Source organism: Gallibacterium genomosp. 1 (genome assembly GCF_001678575.1).
Lineage (GTDB): Bacteria > Pseudomonadota > Gammaproteobacteria > Enterobacterales > Pasteurellaceae > Gallibacterium.
The window spans coordinates 1-18,724 of sequence record NZ_JTJP01000038.1; the positions used below are offsets into that span (position 1 = coordinate 1).

Annotated in this window: 20 protein-coding genes and 1 riboswitch; of the genes, 7 read left to right on the forward strand and 13 right to left on the reverse strand. The window is 36.9% G+C overall.

What is annotated here, in order from left to right; genetic code table 11:
* The 6 genes from QV04_RS07775 to QV04_RS07800 all read right to left on the reverse strand — a co-directional run.
* A partial coding sequence (locus QV04_RS07775) for a surface lipoprotein assembly modifier (RefSeq protein ID WP_197494814.1) occupies positions 1–231 on the reverse strand: 231 nt, incomplete at its 3' end.
* A complete protein-coding gene (locus tag QV04_RS07780) occupies positions 231–833 on the reverse strand; it encodes a tetratricopeptide repeat protein (protein WP_065231323.1) in 603 nt (200 codons plus the stop codon). The genes QV04_RS07775 and QV04_RS07780, both read right to left, overlap by 1 nt.
* Before the next feature lie 70 nt (positions 834–903).
* Entirely contained in the window at positions 904–2,391 is a 1,488-nt protein-coding gene (locus tag QV04_RS07785) for a factor H binding protein domain-containing protein (RefSeq protein ID WP_065231324.1), read from the reverse strand.
* A gap of 79 nt (positions 2,392–2,470) precedes the next feature.
* On the reverse strand, positions 2,471–3,913 hold the full coding sequence (locus tag QV04_RS07790; protein WP_065233362.1) for a hypothetical protein: 1,443 nt from the start codon (positions 3,911–3,913) through the stop codon (positions 2,471–2,473).
* A 448-nt stretch (positions 3,914–4,361) separates the two neighbouring features.
* A complete protein-coding gene (gene pta / locus QV04_RS07795) occupies positions 4,362–6,500 on the reverse strand; it encodes a phosphate acetyltransferase (protein ID WP_065231326.1) in 2,139 nt (712 codons plus the stop codon).
* A gap of 66 nt (positions 6,501–6,566) precedes the next feature.
* Entirely contained in the window at positions 6,567–7,772 is a 1,206-nt protein-coding gene (locus QV04_RS07800; RefSeq protein ID WP_065233363.1) for an acetate kinase, read from the reverse strand.
* A 189-nt stretch (positions 7,773–7,961) separates the two neighbouring features.
* On the opposite strand from QV04_RS07800, the gene yfbV reads away from it, so the two are divergent.
* Entirely contained in the window at positions 7,962–8,405 is a 444-nt protein-coding gene (gene yfbV, locus QV04_RS07805; RefSeq protein WP_065231328.1) for a terminus macrodomain insulation protein YfbV, read from the forward strand.
* A gap of 23 nt (positions 8,406–8,428) precedes the next feature.
* On the opposite strand, the gene moaE is transcribed toward yfbV, so the two are convergent.
* From moaE to topA, 5 genes are all read right to left on the reverse strand, one after another.
* A complete protein-coding gene (moaE, locus tag QV04_RS07810; protein ID WP_065231329.1) occupies positions 8,429–8,884 on the reverse strand; it encodes a molybdopterin synthase catalytic subunit MoaE in 456 nt (151 codons plus the stop codon).
* Position 8,885: 1 nt separating this feature from the next.
* A complete protein-coding gene (moaD, locus tag QV04_RS07815) occupies positions 8,886–9,131 on the reverse strand; it encodes a molybdopterin synthase sulfur carrier subunit (protein WP_013747233.1) in 246 nt (81 codons plus the stop codon).
* Positions 9,128–9,610, reverse strand: coding sequence for a cyclic pyranopterin monophosphate synthase MoaC (moaC, locus tag QV04_RS07820; RefSeq protein ID WP_065231330.1), 483 nt, complete (start codon positions 9,608–9,610; stop codon positions 9,128–9,130). The genes moaD and moaC overlap by 4 nt, the downstream gene beginning before the upstream one ends.
* Positions 9,611–9,632: 22 nt before the next feature.
* Positions 9,633–10,649, reverse strand: a complete 1,017-nt coding sequence (moaA, locus tag QV04_RS07825; protein WP_065231331.1) for a GTP 3',8-cyclase MoaA — start codon at positions 10,647–10,649, stop codon at positions 9,633–9,635.
* Positions 10,637–10,767, reverse strand: a riboswitch (molybdenum cofactor riboswitch). (Overlaps the previous gene by 13 nt.)
* Before the next feature lie 62 nt (positions 10,768–10,829).
* Positions 10,830–13,436: a type I DNA topoisomerase gene (gene topA / locus QV04_RS07830; RefSeq protein WP_065231332.1), complete on the reverse strand. Its 2,607-nt coding sequence runs from the start codon at positions 13,434–13,436 to the stop codon at positions 10,830–10,832.
* Positions 13,437–13,697: 261 nt separating this feature from the next.
* On the opposite strand from topA, the gene folM reads away from it, so the two are divergent.
* The 3 genes from folM to ftnA (QV04_RS07845) all read left to right on the forward strand — a co-directional run bounded on the left by folM (position 13,698) and on the right by ftnA (QV04_RS07845) (position 15,569).
* A complete protein-coding gene (gene folM / locus QV04_RS07835; protein ID WP_065231333.1) occupies positions 13,698–14,420 on the forward strand; it encodes a dihydromonapterin reductase in 723 nt (240 codons plus the stop codon).
* Positions 14,421–14,573: 153 nt separating this feature from the next.
* Positions 14,574–15,059, forward strand: a complete 486-nt coding sequence (gene ftnA, locus QV04_RS07840) for a non-heme ferritin (protein WP_065231334.1) — start codon at positions 14,574–14,576, stop codon at positions 15,057–15,059.
* Positions 15,060–15,074: 15 nt separating this feature from the next.
* On the forward strand, positions 15,075–15,569 hold the full coding sequence (ftnA, locus tag QV04_RS07845; RefSeq protein ID WP_039171509.1) for a non-heme ferritin: 495 nt from the start codon (positions 15,075–15,077) through the stop codon (positions 15,567–15,569).
* 58 nt (positions 15,570–15,627) lie between these two features.
* Here the strand turns inward: ftnA (QV04_RS07845) and QV04_RS11650 are convergent, their stop codons facing one another.
* Complete coding sequence (locus QV04_RS11650) at positions 15,628–15,771, reverse strand: hypothetical protein (RefSeq protein ID WP_167332833.1); 144 nt, start codon at positions 15,769–15,771, stop codon at positions 15,628–15,630.
* Between the two features lie 140 nt (positions 15,772–15,911).
* On the opposite strand from QV04_RS11650, the gene QV04_RS07850 reads away from it, so the two are divergent.
* Positions 15,912–16,682 (forward strand): FNR family transcription factor, encoded by a 771-nt coding sequence (locus tag QV04_RS07850; protein ID WP_013747225.1) that lies wholly within the window; start codon positions 15,912–15,914, stop codon positions 16,680–16,682.
* 78 nt (positions 16,683–16,760) lie between these two features.
* On the forward strand, positions 16,761–17,702 hold the full coding sequence (gene uspE, locus QV04_RS07855) for a universal stress protein UspE (protein WP_065231335.1): 942 nt from the start codon (positions 16,761–16,763) through the stop codon (positions 17,700–17,702).
* 149 nt (positions 17,703–17,851) lie between these two features.
* On the opposite strand, the gene QV04_RS07860 is transcribed toward uspE, so the two are convergent.
* On the reverse strand, positions 17,852–18,055 hold the full coding sequence (locus QV04_RS07860) for a hypothetical protein (RefSeq protein ID WP_039171500.1): 204 nt from the start codon (positions 18,053–18,055) through the stop codon (positions 17,852–17,854).
* 146 nt (positions 18,056–18,201) lie between these two features.
* Between QV04_RS07860 and QV04_RS07865 the strand changes: the two genes are divergently transcribed.
* Positions 18,202–18,648, forward strand: coding sequence for a nucleoside triphosphate pyrophosphohydrolase family protein (locus QV04_RS07865; RefSeq protein ID WP_065231336.1), 447 nt, complete (start codon positions 18,202–18,204; stop codon positions 18,646–18,648).
* Positions 18,649–18,724 lie beyond the last annotated feature (76 nt).

Consider the following 18,724-nt stretch of genomic DNA (forward strand, 5'->3'; position numbering starts at 1 on the left):
ACCACTACATTCTAAATAAAGCGAATGGCGACCAATTAAATTAAATTTTTTGCTCAAATTGATACTATATTGCAAACCATGGGCTGATTGTGGCAAAGATTCTTCACTTTTTTGGAAAGGTACATTACCAATATAAACCACTTTATCTTTTGCTGCATTATTCACATTATCATCTTGTAAATAAGATAAAGAGCCACTAAACGACCACGCTGACTGTTGCTTAATTGCCATTAAATATTGCTCAGAAACAGCCATAATCTCTGGCGGAAGGTTTGAGCTTGCTCGTATTTATTAAATTGATCTTCTGCTGCTTCTGTTTGATAATCCTCGAATAAGGCTTGTGCTAATGCGAAACGAACAGGTCCAAAGTTTGGATTTTCTGCCAAAATATGGCGATATAAACTAATGGCTCCTGTTAAATTACCTTGTACACGATAAAGTGTCGCTTGAGCATAATCAATGAGAATAGGATCAGGATCACGAGTTTTCTTATAAATCTCTAAAAGATCAGGCAATAAATGCCAACGTTGTGTATCAATAACATAATTTAACAACTGACGTGCAAGTTCAGGGCGTTGTTGCAATTCTTCATCTGTAATTTCACGGCTGTCATCTTGTTTCGTAGCTGTCTCTTTTGGTTGCACTTTTGGCGTAGAACGTAAATCCGGTTGTGCCACATTAATATATTCTTTTGGCTCAGTCTTAACATCAATAACGGTTGTCGGGGAAGTAACAGGAGCAGCTAAACTATTTGTTATAAAAACAAACGGAAATAACCCTACTACTATAGGAGAAAAGGCAAACTTTGCTGTTTTTTTTACTAAATTAGGCATAATAAATCGTTCTCAATCTAAACAATAAAAAGCCCTGCTAAGCATAAGCCTAGCAGGGAATGTAAAAGGATTATTGAGATGAAGCACCAAATATTCGATGACCATCAACACCTGAAAAAATAGTCCCTACTACCTCTTCAGCTTTCGGGCCAACAAAAATACCGTCATACGAACCATCTGCCTCCCTATTCTGATCATATGAACCATACTGTATTTGACCCGCAAAGCCTATCTTACCTATTCCAGGTTGTAATATTGGTGTTGTTAGTAAGACTATATCCTGATTATTCTTATAACCACGACGATTAGTTACTGTGCCAGACACCGTATTGTCCGCAAAATTAGCCTTTAACGTTATATCACCTTGCGCTAGAGTGTTCTTATCTACATAACTAAGAGTTCTACCTTGGTAAGTAACAATCGCTTGGTCAGATGGTCTAGCCCATACATTATTATCCTGCGGTAATTCTTTAAATATATATCCCATACTTGAAGCGTCAGGATAATATTTACCATCGTAATAACGATACTCCATATCACTATATATAAAATAAGTAGAGTAGGTTTGGTTAACAAAACGTACTTCCGCAATTTTACGATTAACCGTTGGATTACAAGCGACTTTAGAAGCACATGTTTGTGCAAACTGCTCTTGGCTTTGAATTTGTTGCGGATTTACTGGATATTGAGAAAAATCAATATCGGCAAGGTCACGAAATTCCATTTTTATACCTGTACCAGTTGGATCAGCTGGATCAGGTACAAGGAGATATGACATGACAGAATAATCTTTTGAAGTTATATTTTTTACTATTGAACCTTGATCTATACCACCACCGATAAATTTAATACTACGCCATTTATATCTATCTCCCATATAATTCTCTTCAGTGTGTGCCTCAACAATAGGATTATCTGGGGTCAGTTGTTTAAGTTGAGATTTTTCTTTATCTAATGTTTGTTCTGCCGCTTTTACTTGTGCGGTTAATTGGCTTAACTGTGTCTGTTTTTGGGTAATTTGCGTAGATAACGATTTCTTTTTACTCTCTAACTCAGCAACAGTCCCCTTCAGGGAAGCTGACTGCTTTTCGGCATTAGTTAATTGGTTTTGGGCTTCAGATAAAGAACTGTTCGCTTTCACCAATGCTTGTTGGGTTTGCGAAAGTTTTTGCTGAATATCATTACTGTTTCCTAATTTTTGTACCTCTACCAATTCCGCCATTTCTTGAGTTAAACGGCTTACTTCTGCCTTTTTAGCGCTCACTGTATCCGCAAGCTGTTTAACATCACTTTGCGCTTTAGTTAATTGCTGTTTAGTTTGAGTTAATTGTTGGGAGGTTTGAGTTAATGATTGTTGATGTTGATTAACATCTGCTTGAGCTACGGATAATTGCTGTTTTACTTTGGCTAATTTTGTTTTAGCATTATCTAACTGTTGCTGTAATTGTGCTTCTGAACTTGGTTTAGCCGGAGAATCACTGGAAGATGAACTACACGCCATTAATGCTGCACATGCTAAAGTAATTGTACTTAATTGGAAAAATGTTTTCTGTTTCATAAGTTGTTCCTTATTTATTTTGTTACCCGTGTACCACCAAATACTGAATATGCTTCATCTGGCAAATGAGATATTTTACCTACGACTTCTTCCATATTTTTACCAGCAAAAATCCCAGTAAATCCACCCCCCCCTCAAATGGCTGATTATCTGAATTATTTTCTACAGAAATGATAGGCCCACCTTTAAAAGTAATCCCTCTATAATCTACAGAGATTTGACCATTTTTTAATAATAAATCTCGACCATCCTGTGCTGGATTTACGGTTCTGTTTGTAATTCTGCCTTCTACTAGATTTTTATCTAAATCGGCAGTTAATGTAATATCGCCAGATTTACCACCAGCATTCAACATATATCCACGATATGTAATCTGCGGCGTTTTAGCTTTCACTGCTTCATAACGCTGTTGTGCTTGCAATTCAATATCAACGCCTTTTTTATAATCAGTACGAGCAACATATAAGGTATTCACATTAAAAGGATCTAATGATTGAATGGGGCGGATCTCTGCTATCCTAGCCCTAGGTTGCCAAGCAGCATAAGAAGAGAAATTTTGATTAACAAAAAAGACTTTTCCAACTGCTTTTCCTTTATTCTCTGGTTGTTCAGAACTAATCAGAACTTCATTAATTTTGTTAGGATTTGGTTTATATTGGGAAAGATGTAAAGTTGGCGTATTAACTCGAAACATTTTTGACTTTCCTAATTCATCAGTAATTACCTCAATATGTTCATCCATGGGCTTGTACTCATTAGAAACCTCAGCAAAGTTTGATTTTGAAAATGGGTTATTAATAGAATTAAAATAGATATCACGCCATCTTATTCCATCACTATCTAATTCATATTGTTTCACCCACTCTTGATTTTTAGTATATTCTGCAATCTTCGTTGTTACTGCTTTTCGCTCTGCTGCAATTTTAGTGAGTTTATCTTGTTGTTGTTTAACTTGAGAATTTAAACCACTTATTTGGGTTTCTAATGGTTTGATTTGTGCTTTGAGTTGTTCAACTTTCGTTGTCGATTGTTTAATTTGGTCAGTTAATTGACTTAATTGGTTTGTTTTACTACTCACATCAGCATTCACTTTTTTTAACTGAGTTTCTGCTGTATTTTTTTGTTTTACTAACTCCACTACTTTTGGATCAATTTTCTTTTGTAAATCCGCCAACTGAGCAGTTAAAGATTTAATTTGTTCTTCCAGCTGTGCTTTTTCTTTACTGCTAGCTTGTAAACTATTAGTTAAAGCATCACGCTCCTTTATTTTTGATTGTAAGTCCTGTTTGGCCTTGGTAATTTTACTTTTCAAATCTTTTATTTGATTATTTAATTCTACTGCTGTCTTCTCTTTCGCTGAAATCTCCTTATTTAATTGATTAATTTCAGCAATAAGTTGTTGCTTAGACAGGGTAGGAGAAGGTGATTTTTCCTGATTTTGTTCTGCAGCAAACACTGTATTCACTGCGATAACATTACTTATACATAATGCAAGTAAAGAAAATTTAATTGATTTTCTCATAATTTATCCTTAAAGGTTATAAATAAGACTCACACTATCAAATAGTGCACAAAAACATCACTATCTAAATATCAAACTCAATACAGCTAAATAGGTTGATAAGTTTTTCTCTAGCAATGGGTATGTTTATCAAAAAATCCAATATCAACTCACTATGAGTTATCATCAAATACACATTCATTTAATATGAAAACACTATATCTGATAATTTCATATTAAAATTTTTTGAAAAAACTTCCCTAGTCTAAAAAAAAAAACGCAATCGATTGCGTATTATTTTACAATTTTTTACAAACTATTTATTAATATAGATAAGATAGGTTTCAAAAATGAAAATTGAGAAAAATAGCAGTATAAAAAAAGACCATCAAAATAATTCAGAAAATAAAAAAATCAGCCAACGATTTACGCCAGCTGATTTCTTTTAATAATAAAAGATAATGAATGATTAGTTTTGGGTTGCTTGAATTGCGGTTAAGGCAATGGTGTAAACAATATCATCCACTAATGCACCGCGGGATAAATCATTAACCGGTTTACGCATACCTTGAAGCATCGGTCCAATAGAAATTAAATCTGCTGAACGTTGCACTGCTTTATAAGTGGTATTACCTGTATTCAAATCAGGGAAGATAAATACAGTCGCTTTACCTGCCACCGGTGAATTTGGTGCTTTAGAACGTGCCACATCTTCCATCACAGCGGCATCATATTGTAATGGGCCGTCAATGATAAGATCTGGACGTTTCTCTTTCGCTAAACGAGTCGCTTCTTTCACTTTATCAACATCTGCACCTTTACCAGAAGTACCAGTTGAATAAGAGATCATTGCAACACGAGGTTCAATACCAAACGCTTTCGCAGAATCTGCTGATTGAATCGCAATTTCAGATAACTCTTCTGCGGTTGGATTAGGGTTAATTGCACAATCCCCATAAACAAGTACTTGATCCGGCAATAACATAAAGAACACAGAAGAAACTAATGAACTACCCGGCGCAGTTTTAATTAATTGAAGTGGTGGACGAATAGTATTCGCAGTAGTATGTACCGCTCCTGAAACTAAGCCGTCAACTTCATTTGCTTCAAGCATCATTGTACCAAGCACAACGGTATCTTCGAGCTGTTCACGCGCCAAGACTTCTGTCATACCTTTGTTTTTACGCAACTCTACTAAACGAGCTACATAATTTTCACGCACATCGGCAGGATTAATAATGGTAATACCTTTACCAAGCTGTACGCCTTGTGCTTCGGCAACACGTGCAACAGAGGTCGGATCTGCCAACAACACACATTCCGCAATGCCACGTTCCGCACAAAGTGCTGCAGCTTTAACGGTGCGAGGTTCATCCCCTTCAGGCAATACAATACGTTTTTTCGCATTACGCGCTAATTCGGTTAATTGGAAACGGAATGCCGGTGGTGATAAACGATGAACTTTGGACGTGGTTTCCACTAAAGACTCAATTAACTCTTTATTGAACTGTTGTGCCATATAATCTTTGATGGCTTCGATACGTTCTTTATCATCAGTCGGCACTTCAAGGTTGAAACTCTGTAAACTTAATGCAGTTTGCCAAGTTGTACCTTCAACACGGAAAATTGGTAATCCGGTTTCAAAAGCACGTTCACATAATTTAGCCACATTGTTATCTAAACGGTATCCACCAGTAAGTAACATTGCCCCGATTTCAACGCCATTCATTGCCGCTAAAGCAATCGCTACAACTACATCAGGGCGATCAGCAGAAGTTACCATTAAATTTCCAGCTTTAAGATGTTCAATCACGTGAGGTAAACTTCTGGCACAGAACGTAATACCACGAATACGACGTTTATTAATTTCACCCTCTTTTAAAATGGATGCGCCTAAATGGCGAGCGATGTCAATTGCGCGGCTTGCAACCAATTCTGGATTCCACTGAACACAGGCAAGCACACGAATCGGACTTTTTTCAAAAAGTTTATACACAGTGTGTACATTAAGATCATTATGTTGGAAAGAATCAAAAATCTCTGCCAAATCCAAACGAGTACGTCCACTTTCGTCTGTCGGTGCATTGAATTTATTAATGACCACACCCAATAAGTTAGGATTATTTTTACCACCAAAAAGGGATGCTGCCGCTTCAACACGTTCTTTTAATTCTACCGGAGTATCGGTTGCCGGTGCTGTAACTAAAATAATTTCCGCATCTAAAGCTTGTGCAATACGATAATTAATACTGTTGGCATAAGAGTTTTTGCGAGTTGGAATTAACCCTTCGACTACTACAATTTCATTGTTTCTTGCCAAAATTTGATGACGTTCAACAATTTTTTCCAACAATACATCGGTTTGATTTTGTCCGATCATATTTTCCGCTTCGCTTAATAAAAATGTTTTCGCGGTATCAATAGTTGGGCTTTGATAAAGAATAGAAGTCGTTCTATCTAAAGTATCTTCACCACTGATAGGCTGAGAGATCGGTTTCATAAAACCGATTTTTGCACCTTTTTGTTCAAGGGCTTGGATTAAACCTAAACTGACACTGGTCAAGCCAACGCCAGTACTGATTGGAATCAGGATAATAGTTCTTGACATAATAACCTTCTTACTCAGGAATAAAAAACAAACTGCCGATAATTTATCGGCAGTTCAGAAAAACAATTATTTAACGCAAAGACGTGCTGTATCTTGTGCAATCACTAATTCTTCGTTTGTCGGAATTACAATAGCAATAGGTGAATCTTCAGTAGTAATCACACCTTCGTTACCAAAACGCGCAGCAAGATTACGTTCTTTATCAACTTTATAACCAAAAGTTTTTAAATGCGCTAAAGTTAATTCACGAACGTGTGCGGAATTTTCGCCGATACCGCCGGTAAATACGATTGCATCAATCGGTTCACCCACAGCAACCATATAGCTACCGATATATTTTGCTAAACGATAGCAGAACACATCCAATGCTCGTTTTGCTGCTTCTTCTTTGTCATAATTATCTTCTGCATAACGACAGTCGCTGGAAACTTCAGTTAATCCCAACAAACCAGATTTTTTGGTTAGAGTAAGTTCAATTTCATCCATACTCATTCCCAATGTTTTTGACATAAAGAAAGTTACCGCCGGATCAACATCACCGCAACGTGTTCCCATTACTAAACCTTCTAATGGAGTTAAGCCCATTGAAGTATCAACGCATTTACCGTGACGGATTGCAGAGACTGATGCACCATTACCTAAATGGCAAGTAATCACATTAATTTTATCTTCGGCAATATTAAGACGTTTTGCTGCTTCTTTAGTTACATAATAGTGGCTGGTGCCGTGTGCACCATAACGGCGAACTCCGTGTTCTTTATACATTGAATATGGCAATGCATATAAGAATGCTTCTTCAGGAATAGTTTGATGGAATGCCGTATCAAATACTACTACATTTTTATCTTTCAATTCAGGGAACATTTTGAAAGACTCTTCAATTCCGATTAAGTGCGCAGGATTGTGTAACGGTGCAAATTGAATTGCCTCACGAATACCTTCAATAACGCTTTCATCAACGATAGTTGATGCTGTAAAACGTTCACCACCGTGTACGATACGATGTCCGATTGCAGCGATATTTTCTTTTAAAGACGGATCTAATGGGAAAATATGTTTCACGATAAAATCAAGTGCTTCACTATGCGCTGCACCTGCACCCAATTCAGCATTCCCCTTTTCACCGTGCAATTTCCATTTAATACGTGCATCAGGCAAATGGAATGCTTCGGCAAGACCGGATAACTTCTCTTCTCCGCTTTCAGGATTTAAAATAGCGAATTTTAATGATGAACTTCCACAGTTAAGAATAAGAATAAGATTTTGCGTCATTGAAATAACCTATCTTGTTGAATTAATAGTAATCTGTTTGAATAAACAGGATGATAAATTCTATGTAGATAGGATACACTGTTATGCGCAAAAAATAAATTTTAAAGCAAATAAAATAAAAAATTTTTTAATTTTTAAAAAAAAGTGTAACCTGTTTGCGTAAAATTAGTTAAAAAATAGGATGAATTTATGTTTAATATGATAAAACAAGGTATTCATTACGCTTCAATGTGGCAAGAAATCAGACATATCAAAAAACTACAGATCATCTTTCCGGAACCTAGAATTATTAAAGCGACAAAATTTTCTCAACAATTATTAATGCCCTTGTTATTGTTAACCCTTGCCTGGCAATATTTTGTCATCGGTTATCATATTGCTTCGTTCGCCAGTACCATTTTGACGATTATTTTTATCATCTCGTTGCCTTTACAAGGTTTTTATTGGTTAGGAAAACGTTCGTTAACGCCATTAAACGAAGGCACTTTGGCGTGGTACTTTAAGATCTATCAAAAATTGAGTTTACAGAAAGCCTTACCGGCAATGGAAACACAACCCACATTTAATGACTTGGTTCGTTTATTGCAACTTGCCGATAAAACGTTAGATCAGGATTTTTGGGAGGAAATTTAATTAAAAATGAGGGGAATAATTATTTATTCCCATCTATCTGCTGCTTGTTGATCAGACTCTCTACTATCCAACCAACGTTCACCTACTTTTGTGGTTTCTTTTTTCCAAAATGGAGCTTTTGTTTTTAAAAAATCCATAATAAATTCATTAGCTTGGTAAGCACTACTACGATGAGCAGAACTGACCGCCACTGCTACAATTTCATCACCGGTATATAACTGACCAATACGATGTACAATATAAATACGTTGTAATTGCCAGCGTTGTGCTGCCTGTTCAGCAATTTCTCGGAGTGCTTTTTCCGTCATTGCCGGATAATGCTCAAGATATAAACCGGAAACATTGTCACCTAAATTCATATCCCGCACTTTACCGACAAAAATGACTGTCGCCCCACTCTCTGCAGACGCAGAAGACCATTGATAAATAGCATTTTGATCAAATGGCTCAGTCTGCACGCTAATTTCAATTTCCGCCATTTTAACCTCCGGTCACCGGTGGGAAAAAGGCAACCTCATCTCCTGCTTGCAATGGCGTAGATAACGGCACAATTGATTGATTTACCGCTACCAAAATGCGCCCGGAATTTAAGGCTAATGCCCAACGTTCGCCTTTTTCTGATAACGCTTGGCGCAATGCTTCGGCATCTGCATATTTCGCTTCAACTTCGATCGCAGACTCGCCGATTAACTCTCTTGTTTGCGCAAAAAAGACAACTTTAATCATTCCACCTCCGCTTTAAAATGACCCGATTTACCGCCCAGTTTTTCCAATAAACGAATACCGTCAATTTTCATATCTTTTTGCACCGCTTTACACATATCATAAATGGTCAAAGCCGCTACAGACACCGCCGTCAATGCCTCCATTTCCACGCCGGTTTTTGCGGTCAACTTGCAATAACTTTCAATACGAATGCGATTGTGTTCCGGTTCGGCAAAAAGTGAAACTTCCACTTTGCTCAATAACAACGGATGACATAACGGAATTAACTCCCACGTCCGTTTTGCTGCCTGAATACCGGCAATCCTTGCAGTCGCAAAAACATCACCTTTATGATGTTTCCCCGCTATAATCATCGCTAATGTTTCCGCTGCCATTAACACGTACCCTTCGGCTCGTGCTTCACGTACGGTGTCCGCCTTGGCAGAAACATCCACCATATTCGCTTCACCGGATTGATTAATATGCGTAAATTGACTCATATTGTTCCCATTAAATTCAAAATTAACCGCCGATCGAGGCAAGATGCTGTCTGACGCCGCTATCACCTTGATGTAAAAAGTGATGTTCTCGTTTGCCTTGCAAGGCAGCCATCAAACGTTGTTGCAATTCAGTCTGTTCCTCATCATTTTGTAACCAAGGGCGAATATCAATGCCCTCTTCGCCAAATAGACAAAGATGCAGTTTCCCTTTTGCAGAAACCCTTAAACGATTACAGCTGGCACAAAAATCTTTTTCATACGGCATTATTAATCCGATTTCACCAACATAGTCCGGATGCTTGAACACTTGTGCCGGGCCATCAGTATAATGTTTTTGCTGTAATTGCCAGCCCGAAGCCAATAAGCGTTGCTTTAACACCGCACCGGATAAATGATGTTGGTGAAAAAAAGCATCCATTTCGCCGGTTTGCATTAATTCGATAAAACGCATTTGAATCGGTTGATGTTTAATCCACGCCAAAAATGAATTAAAGCCGTGATCATTTAAATTTTTCATCAATACTGCATTTACTTTGATTTTTTCATAACCGACTGCAAACGCACGTTCGATACCTTTGAGAATATCGTGCAATTTATTCTCTCCGGTAATCAGATGAAATAGACGCGGATCTAAGCTGTCCACACTGACATTGATTGAATCAATGCCGGCTTGCTTCCAACTCGCTACCTCTTTTGCCATACGGTAACCGTTGGTAGTTAAAGCAATTTTCTTGATCGATTGTTGACGGCGAATCGCCTCCACCACTGCAAGAAAGTCTTTTCTTAATGTCGGCTCTCCACCGGTAATCCGCACTTTTTCCGTGCCTAATTCGGCAAAAGCACTCACAAGACGCGCTATTTCATCAACACTCAGGAACATCTGTTTGTTGCTTGGCGGCTGATAGCCATTCGGCAAACAGTAATTACATTTGAAATTACAGACATCTGTAATGGAAAGACGAAGATAAAAATATTGACGGTTGAATGCGTCAATCAATCGATCTTCGGATGATGTAAACATTTTGATAAGTTGTTGCATAGACACCTTTCTAAATACGAGAGGATAGATCGTTTCCCATCTATCCTTGAACACATTGTGTTGGCATAGCCACCATATCTTACGACTTAGGTAAACTAGCTCGGAGTATGCTAAAAAATTGCTTTTATTGTATTACACTGTTCGGCAGTTGCAATAACCTGTTGCCGTTATTTCACGCAACTATTTTGCTCTTGCCACCCATTTGCCGTCAATATAATCAGCCATCCATTTGGTCGCCTTACCCTCTTTCTCAGAGTTAACATATTGGCGTTTCTCTTTACGGCTAAAACGAATCACCGTCGGATTACCTTCCGGATCTTGCTGCGGTGCATCGGCTAAATACTGCAGTTTTTCCGGCAAACGATCACGATATTGTGCCAATTCCGACACTTTTGCCGGACGAGTTTCCCGAGATTTTGGGAAATTATGCGCCGACATAAAGACACCACTGGCACCGTCACGCAAGACAAAATAGGCATCCGATTTTTCACATTTTAATTCAGGGAACGGTATTGGATCCTCTTTTGGCGGTGCAACTTCACCGTTTTTTAAGATCTTACGAGTATTATCACATTGCGTACACGCCATATATTTACCGAAACGGCCTAGTTTTAAATGCATATCCGCACCGCATTTATCACATTCAACGACCGGTCCATCATACCCTTTAATTTTGAACTGCCCTTCTTCAACCACATAGCCATCACAATTCGGATTATTACCGCAAATATGTAATTTACGGTGTGCATCAATTAAATAACTGTCCATTGCCGTACCGCATTTCGGGCAACGTTTACGCTCCATTAACGCTTTGGTTTCTGAATTGTCATCAAGTACATTTAACAATTCCGACTCTGGAATCAAATTTATTGTGGTTTTACAACGCTCTTTTGGCGACAAAGCATAGCCGGTACAACCTAAAAATACGCCGGTACTAGCAGTACGAATCGCCATTGGACGACCGCAACTTGGGCAAGGGATGTTGGTTTCAACCAAATGATTCGGTTTCATTCCCCCTTCCAATTCATCCAATTCCGCCTGTGAAAGTTTAGTTGAGAAATCAGCAAAGAATTGATTTAGCTGTTGTTTCCAATCTGTTTTTCCTGCTGCAATTTGATCCAATACGTCTTCCATATTGGCAGTAAAATCATAATTCATTAAATCAGGGAAAGATTCATTAAGGCGATCGGTAACAATTTCTCCCATTTTTTCTGCATAAAAACGGCGATTTTCTGTGCGAACATAACCACGATCCTGAATAGTCGAAATAATAGAAGCATAAGTTGATGGACGACCTATCCCCCGTTTTTCCAGCTCTTTGACTAATGCTGCTTCAGTATAACGTGCTGGCGGTTTAGTGAAATGCTGGCTTGGTATTACTTGCAAGAGTGTTAACTCTTCACCTTTTTTCACCTCTGGCAAAACACGATCTTCCGCATTTTTACCAATTGGCGGCAATACTTTTGTCCAACCATCAAAACGCAATACTCGCCCTTTAACTTTCAAGGTGTAATCATCTGCTGTCGCCGTTACTGTTGTAGAATCATAATTCGCCGCCGTCATTTGGCACGCCAAGAATTGACGCCAAATTAAATCATAAAGACGAATTGCATCTTTTTCCATTCCTTGTAAATCATCCGCTTTTAGCCGAATATCGGAAGGACGAATTGCTTCGTGTGCCTCTTGTGCATTTTCTTTACTAGAATAATAATTCGGCTTTTCTGGTAAATACGCAGTACTGAAATTATCGGAAATATATTCTCTAGCCATCATCAACGCATCCTGACTCAAATTAGTCGAATCGGTACGCATATATGTAATATAACCGGCTTCGTATAAACGTTGTGCCAACAGCATTGTTTTCTTCACCCCAAATCCTAAACGAGTACTAGCAGTTTGTTGCAATGTTGAGGTAATGAATGGGGCTTTAGCACGTGATTGAGTCGGTTTTGTTTCAACTTCAGTGACAATGTAACGTGATTTTTTTAAAATTTCGGTTGCTTGATCTGCGCCCTGTTTATCTTTTATTTGTAATGGTTTAGATTGATAATGCGTTACTTCAAAGGGCAATAATTGTTGTTCAGCATTTTTCGTTTCTACTGCAATTTGCCAATACTCTTCCGGTTGAAAAGCTTTAATTTCTCGTTCACGTTCTACCAACAATTTTACTGCTACAGATTGAACCCGACCGGCAGACAAACCTCGCGCCACTTTTTTCCATAACAATGGGGACACCATAAAACCAACCACACGATCTAGAAAACGGCGAGTTTGCTGTGCATTTACACGATCCATATTAAGTTGCTCTGGATGACTAAACGCTTGTGTAATCGCATTCTTTGTAATTTCATTGAAAACAACACGACTAAAACGATCATCTTCACCACCAATCACTTCACGCAAATGCCACGCAATCGCTTCTCCTTCTCTATCCAAATCGGTCGCGAGATAAATATGATCAGATTTTTTCGCTAAAGATTTTAATTCACTGACAACCTTTTCTTTATCTGGAAGAATTTGATAATTTGCTTTCCAATTATGATAAGGATCAATGCCCATACGTTTCACTAACGCATCTCGCTCTCTCTTTTGCTTAATTTTAGCTTTTTCGTCTGAACTTAACCCTTTTGTAGATACTGCTTTTGTTTTCTCACCATTGCCACTACCGGAAGTCGGCAAATCACGAATATGTCCAACACTTGATTTAACAATATAACTGTTGCCTAAATATTTATTAATGGTTTTAGCCTTGGCCGGTGATTCCACAATAACTAACGACTTACCCATAATTAAACCTGATAAATTCCTCTTATAAAAAACAGATAACTTCTCGTCGCATCAACAGACATTGCTGTCATTTGCTGTGCTGCCGTTATAACCAGTTGATGTGGCGTAGAAGAAAAATTTAGTTGGCAACAATAACAGCAAAATTTAAAGATAACAAGACAAAGCAAACCAAAATCAATAAACTTCATCTCATTTCAGCAAAAAAAGAAATTTTCTGATACGATAAACGACACTTAAAAAAGTGAAATAAGAGAATAATTTATGAAGGATGCCATTATCATTACCGGTGCCGGCCGGCGTGTAGGATATGTTTTAGCACAGCACTTCGCCCAAAAGGGGGAAAATGTTGTGATCTCTTATCGACATACTTATCATCAACTTACTCAATTGCCAAAAAATGTATTACAACTGCAATCCGATTTTTCTGATCTGAATAATATTGAACATTTCGTATCACAAATAAAAACACATTGTAAATCAGTTAAAGCTGTTATTCATAATGCTTCTGCTTGGCAGGCGGAACACACTGCAGATATTCTACAGGATAGTCAATTATTTCAATCTTTAATGCGTATTCACGCCGAATTGCCTTATCTACTAAATCGTCAACTCTTTCATTTATTACACGCATCAGCGCAACAACGTCAAGCTACATCAGATATCATTCATATTACCGATTTTGTCGCTTATAAAGGAAGTCAAAAACATCTTGCTTATGCTGCCAGCAAAGCTGCATTAGAAAATTTGACTCTCTCCTTTGCAGCACAATATGCACCGCTAGTAAAAGTGAACAGCATTGCCCCTTCTTTAATTATGTTTAATGAAAATGATAGCGCAGAATATCAACAAAAAGCACTGCAAAAATCAGTGATGCAAAAAATAGGCGGTTATGAAGAGATGATTAAAGCGGTCGAATATCTCTTTTCAAGCCAATATATTACCGGAGAAACCATTAAAATAACCGGCGGCAGACATTTAAAATAGCTTTAATAAATAAGAATAAATCTTGATTGAAATAATTTATTATTTAACAAATAAGAATTATTCTTGTTGTTTATCTAAAATAATAAAAAATATTTTATTTTTATTAAACAAATCGCTAAACTATAGCGGAATTATTTATCAGAGGAATTAAGTATGTTAAAACCAGCAATGATTGAAAAACTTAATCAACAAATTAATTTGGAATTTTACTCTTCCAATCTTTATTTACAGATGAGTGCGTGGTGCAATGAACACGGTTATGAAGGTGCTACTGCATTTTTATTACGTCACGCTGACGAAGAATTAGAACATATGCAAAAATTATTTGCTTATGTCAGCGAAACCGGTGCGTTGCCGATTTTAGGCGAAATTGCCGCCCCGCAACACGAATTTACATCATTAAAACAGCTATTCACATTAGTTCTTGAACACGAACAGTTAATTACACAAAAAATTAATCAGCTTGTTGACGAAAGCTTTGTTGAAAAGGATTATTCTACTTTTAATTTTCTACAGTGGTATGTTGCTGAACAGCACGAAGAAGAAACACTATTTAAACGGATTCTTACTAAGTTTGATCTGGCCGGAGAAGATCAACGTGGGCTTTATTTTGTCGATAAAGAGTTAGCATCATTATAATCAGGAGAATTTAATATGTTATCGCAAAAAATTGTTAATATGCTTAATGCGCAAATGAATTTAGAGTTTTATTCATCTAATCTTTATCTACAAATGAGTGCGTGGTGTACTTACCACGGTTTTGATGGTGCAGCAAAATTTTTACATACTCACGCCGATGAAGAATTACAACATATGCGTAAACTATTCACCTACCTCAATGAAACCGGCTCTAGCACTCGTATCGAAACAATTGCAGCAGTACAAAATGAATTTGCTTCATTACAAGAAGTTTTTGAGTTGGCATATCAACACGAAAAGCATATTACTGCCAAAATTAATGAGCTAGTTTCTGCAGCTTTTGAAGAAAAAGATTACTCTTCTTTTAATTTCTTGCAATGGTATGTTTCTGAACAACATCAAGAAGAAACTTTATTTAACGGTATTTTAGATAAACTCAACTTATTAGGTACAGATAATAAAGGTTTATACCATTTTGATAAATATTTAGCGAATTCTGTTGTCGCGTAATTATAAATATAAAAAATAGCAGTTTAATTTCTAAATAACTGCTATTTTTTTATTTTCTTTATCGAGAATTTTCTTCAATTGTTTCCGTATTCGCTGATTGTGGTTGATAATGACAACTGCGATATAAAAAGGCACTGACTAAAATAACCAACATCACTAAAATTTGGATTAATCTCTTTTTTGTCAATTTTTCTACAGACATAAAATATTTACCTCAAAAGATGTATTTTATACTTCTTAAGAATTTTGTTTTATGATACCATTTATTGCGTTAGATCAAAATTTTTTCAGATAGCAAAATCGTAGATTTCACTATCGTTGTCAGTTATGGGGTATCCGTAGATGAAAGGATTAATCGATAATCGCGTTGGACGCAGAATTCAATCCGGTGGTTGTGCTATCCATTGCCAGGATTGTAGTATTAGCCAGTTGTGTATTCCGTTTACGCTTAATGAACACGAACTGGATCAGCTAGATAACATCATAGAACGTAAAAAACCTATCCAAAAATCACAAATTCTCTTCAAAGCAGGTGATGAATTAAAATCGCTCTATGCTATCCGGTCAGGTACCATTAAAACTTATACTATCAGTGAAAACGGTGAAGAACAAATTACATCATTCCACTTACCGGGTGATTTAGTCGGATTTGATGCTATTCACAGTATGCATCATCCTAGTTTTGCTCAAGCACTTGAAACATCAATGGTATGTGAAATTCCATTTGATGTGCTAGATGACTTGGCAGGTAAAATGCCGAAATTGCGTCAACAAATTATTCGTCTAATGAGTAATGAAATTTTAAGTGATCAGGAAATGATTTTATTACTCTCAAAGATGAATGCTGAAGAGAAACTGGCTGCATTTATTTATAATCTTTCCAAACGTTACTCAGCTCGAGGTTTCTCCGCAAGAGAATTCCGCTTAACAATGACACGTGGTGATATCGGCAATTATCTCGGTTTAACCGTTGAAACCATCAGTCGCTTACTCGGACGTTTCCAAAAAAGTGGTATGTTGGCAGTACAAGGTAAATACATAACTATCAATGATATGCCAGCGTTAGTTGAATTAGCTGGTTCTACTAAAGTTAAATTGAGATTAGCAATTTAATGATTTAATCCCAAGTAATAGCTTGCTTTCAATAATGACCTCCTTATAATAAAACAAACTACATAATAAGGAGGTTTTATGTACTTCAACAATATTCTTGTGGTCATTGATCCTGAAAGTGAAAAGCAAGTTGCTCTTGAGCGTACTTTACATTTGCTAAAACAGCAAAACAGTTCTCAACCTGTTAATCTCACTGCGTTTCTTGCCATTTATAATTTATCCTATGCCGTTAGTGTTACACTCTCCTCCAGCGAACGTGAAGAAATGATCGCTGCCGTTATTGCAGAGAAAAAAGAGTGGTTACAGGGTATTTTGGCTCAATATGATTTATCTAACATCCAGCTAAAAATTGAAGTAGTTTGGGAAAGCAATGAAGCCGATGCAATTGAAAAAGAGATTGTGAAACATCATCACGATTTAGTGGTGAAATTTACCCACCAAGAAGATGATCTCTCTTCATTAATTTTTACACCGACTGACTGGCAATTATTACGTAAATCTTCTTGTCCGATTCTGATGGTTAAGGACGGCGACTGGCAACATCAACGACGTATTTTAGTTGCAGTAAATGTTTCTGACGACGAACCTTACCACGATGATTTTAATAAACAACTGGTGGGTTTAAGTATGAGTTTGGCGCAAAGTTTAGATCGTGGGAATATTCATCTTGTCAGTGCTTATCCAAGTGCTCCGGTCGGTATTACTTTAGACTTACCGGAATTCAGTGTACCAGATTATGGCAATAGCATTCGCGGTCAGCACTTAATCAATATGAAAGCTTTACGCCAACATTTTGGTATTGATGAAGCCCATACCCACGTTTATGAAGGCTTACCTGAAGAGGTTATTCCTAAAGTTGCACAAGATATTGGAGCTGAATTAGTTGTATTAGGAACTATTGGCCGTACAGGACTCTCTGCTGTATTATTAGGTAATACAGCCGAACACGTTATTAGTCAGTTAAACTGCAATTTATTGGCGATTAAACCATCTAAAAATTTAATTACTGATGATGAGTAAATACTTTCCATAAAACGCTATACTCAGATTAAAAGGAAATAGACATTTAAACTAAAAAGTGTTGGCAAATTCCAACACTTTTTACTGTAAGTATTTCTCATTATATCTGACAATTTATAGTCCTATCTCATTATCAGTAAGGTATATTTTTACCTCCCTTCAAACCAAACTTTTTCCGCTTTGATATCAATTACCTCTTTTTCAGAAGCTTTTATAAAAGATTTGGATAAAAACCATATTGCTGAAGACACAGCAATTCCTAATAAACTGACGATAAAAAATAGCACAATAATGGTAATATCTATCACGCCCAATACTGTATTTTGTAATGCTGCGAATAAGTTCTGCATCATAATATTCTCCTTGTAAAGTATAAGATGGATTTCCGCAATTCCTATAGTTTAGAGATACCGAATTAGATAAAAATTAGTTGCAACAACAGAATAAAATAGATAAGTTTTATCGTTTTATTATTCCTTATAAGTGAAAGGAGAAGGATATGAACCATCAAAATGAAATTAAACGTACACTAGATTGGTTTAAAGAAGCAAAACCTAAACCGAATCAACGAGATTTATCCATACAAATTGGTTGCCATTTTGAGGAAATAGTAGAAATGTTGGATGCGTTAGGGCATACAGAAATAGCTCATCGTCTTGAAACAATAGCTGACGGCTATAAGCAGAATCAACAAACTGAAAGATTACAGCAATTAACACATCAACAAAAAATAGAAGTATTGGATTCACTGGCAGATCAAGTTGTTACTGCGATTGGCGTTGCTTATATGGCAGGATTTGATTTTAATGCGGCTTTTGTTGAAGTAAATGATTCAAACTGGTCAAAATTTGAAAACGGTAAAGCTATTTTTGATGAAAATGGGAAAATCCAAAAAGGGCAAAATTATTTTAAGCCAAATTTGCAAAAATTTGTTCCTGAAGACTAATCCATTATCACTTTATTAACCGCAAAATCCGGCAATTTGCCGGATTTTTTACGATTAATGCAAGTTGGCATAGTAG

What these genes read in the sequence shown, in the direction of transcription:
- QV04_RS07850 (WP_013747225.1), top strand. Translation starts at nt 15,912, where the DNA reads ATGAAAGGATTAATCGATAATCGCGTTGGACGCAGAATTCAATCCGGT.
- pta (WP_065231326.1), bottom strand. Translation starts at nt 6,500, where the DNA reads ATGTCAAGAACTATTATCCTGATTCCAATCAGTACTGGCGTTGGCTTG.
- QV04_RS11650 (WP_167332833.1), bottom strand. Translation starts at nt 15,771, where the DNA reads ATGTCTGTAGAAAAATTGACAAAAAAGAGATTAATCCAAATTTTAGTG.
- ftnA (WP_065231334.1), top strand. Translation starts at nt 14,574, where the DNA reads ATGTTAAAACCAGCAATGATTGAAAAACTTAATCAACAAATTAATTTG.
- QV04_RS07860 (WP_039171500.1), bottom strand. Translation starts at nt 18,055, where the DNA reads ATGATGCAGAACTTATTCGCAGCATTACAAAATACAGTATTGGGCGTG.
- uspE (WP_065231335.1), top strand. Translation starts at nt 16,761, where the DNA reads ATGTACTTCAACAATATTCTTGTGGTCATTGATCCTGAAAGTGAAAAG.
- QV04_RS07865 (WP_065231336.1), top strand. Translation starts at nt 18,202, where the DNA reads ATGAACCATCAAAATGAAATTAAACGTACACTAGATTGGTTTAAAGAA.
- QV04_RS07800 (WP_065233363.1), bottom strand. Translation starts at nt 7,772, where the DNA reads ATGACGCAAAATCTTATTCTTATTCTTAACTGTGGAAGTTCATCATTA.
- folM (WP_065231333.1), top strand. Translation starts at nt 13,698, where the DNA reads ATGAAGGATGCCATTATCATTACCGGTGCCGGCCGGCGTGTAGGATAT.
- moaC (WP_065231330.1), bottom strand. Translation starts at nt 9,610, where the DNA reads ATGAGTCAATTTACGCATATTAATCAATCCGGTGAAGCGAATATGGTG.
- moaA (WP_065231331.1), bottom strand. Translation starts at nt 10,649, where the DNA reads ATGCAACAACTTATCAAAATGTTTACATCATCCGAAGATCGATTGATT.
- QV04_RS07780 (WP_065231323.1), bottom strand. Translation starts at nt 833, where the DNA reads ATGCCTAATTTAGTAAAAAAAACAGCAAAGTTTGCCTTTTCTCCTATA.
- yfbV (WP_065231328.1), top strand. Translation starts at nt 7,962, where the DNA reads ATGTTTAATATGATAAAACAAGGTATTCATTACGCTTCAATGTGGCAA.
- topA (WP_065231332.1), bottom strand. Translation starts at nt 13,436, where the DNA reads ATGGGTAAGTCGTTAGTTATTGTGGAATCACCGGCCAAGGCTAAAACC.
- QV04_RS07785 (WP_065231324.1), bottom strand. Translation starts at nt 2,391, where the DNA reads ATGAAACAGAAAACATTTTTCCAATTAAGTACAATTACTTTAGCATGT.
- moaE (WP_065231329.1), bottom strand. Translation starts at nt 8,884, where the DNA reads ATGGCGGAAATTGAAATTAGCGTGCAGACTGAGCCATTTGATCAAAAT.
- moaD (WP_013747233.1), bottom strand. Translation starts at nt 9,131, where the DNA reads ATGATTAAAGTTGTCTTTTTTGCGCAAACAAGAGAGTTAATCGGCGAG.
- ftnA (WP_039171509.1), top strand. Translation starts at nt 15,075, where the DNA reads ATGTTATCGCAAAAAATTGTTAATATGCTTAATGCGCAAATGAATTTA.
- QV04_RS07790 (WP_065233362.1), bottom strand. Translation starts at nt 3,913, where the DNA reads ATGAGAAAATCAATTAAATTTTCTTTACTTGCATTATGTATAAGTAAT.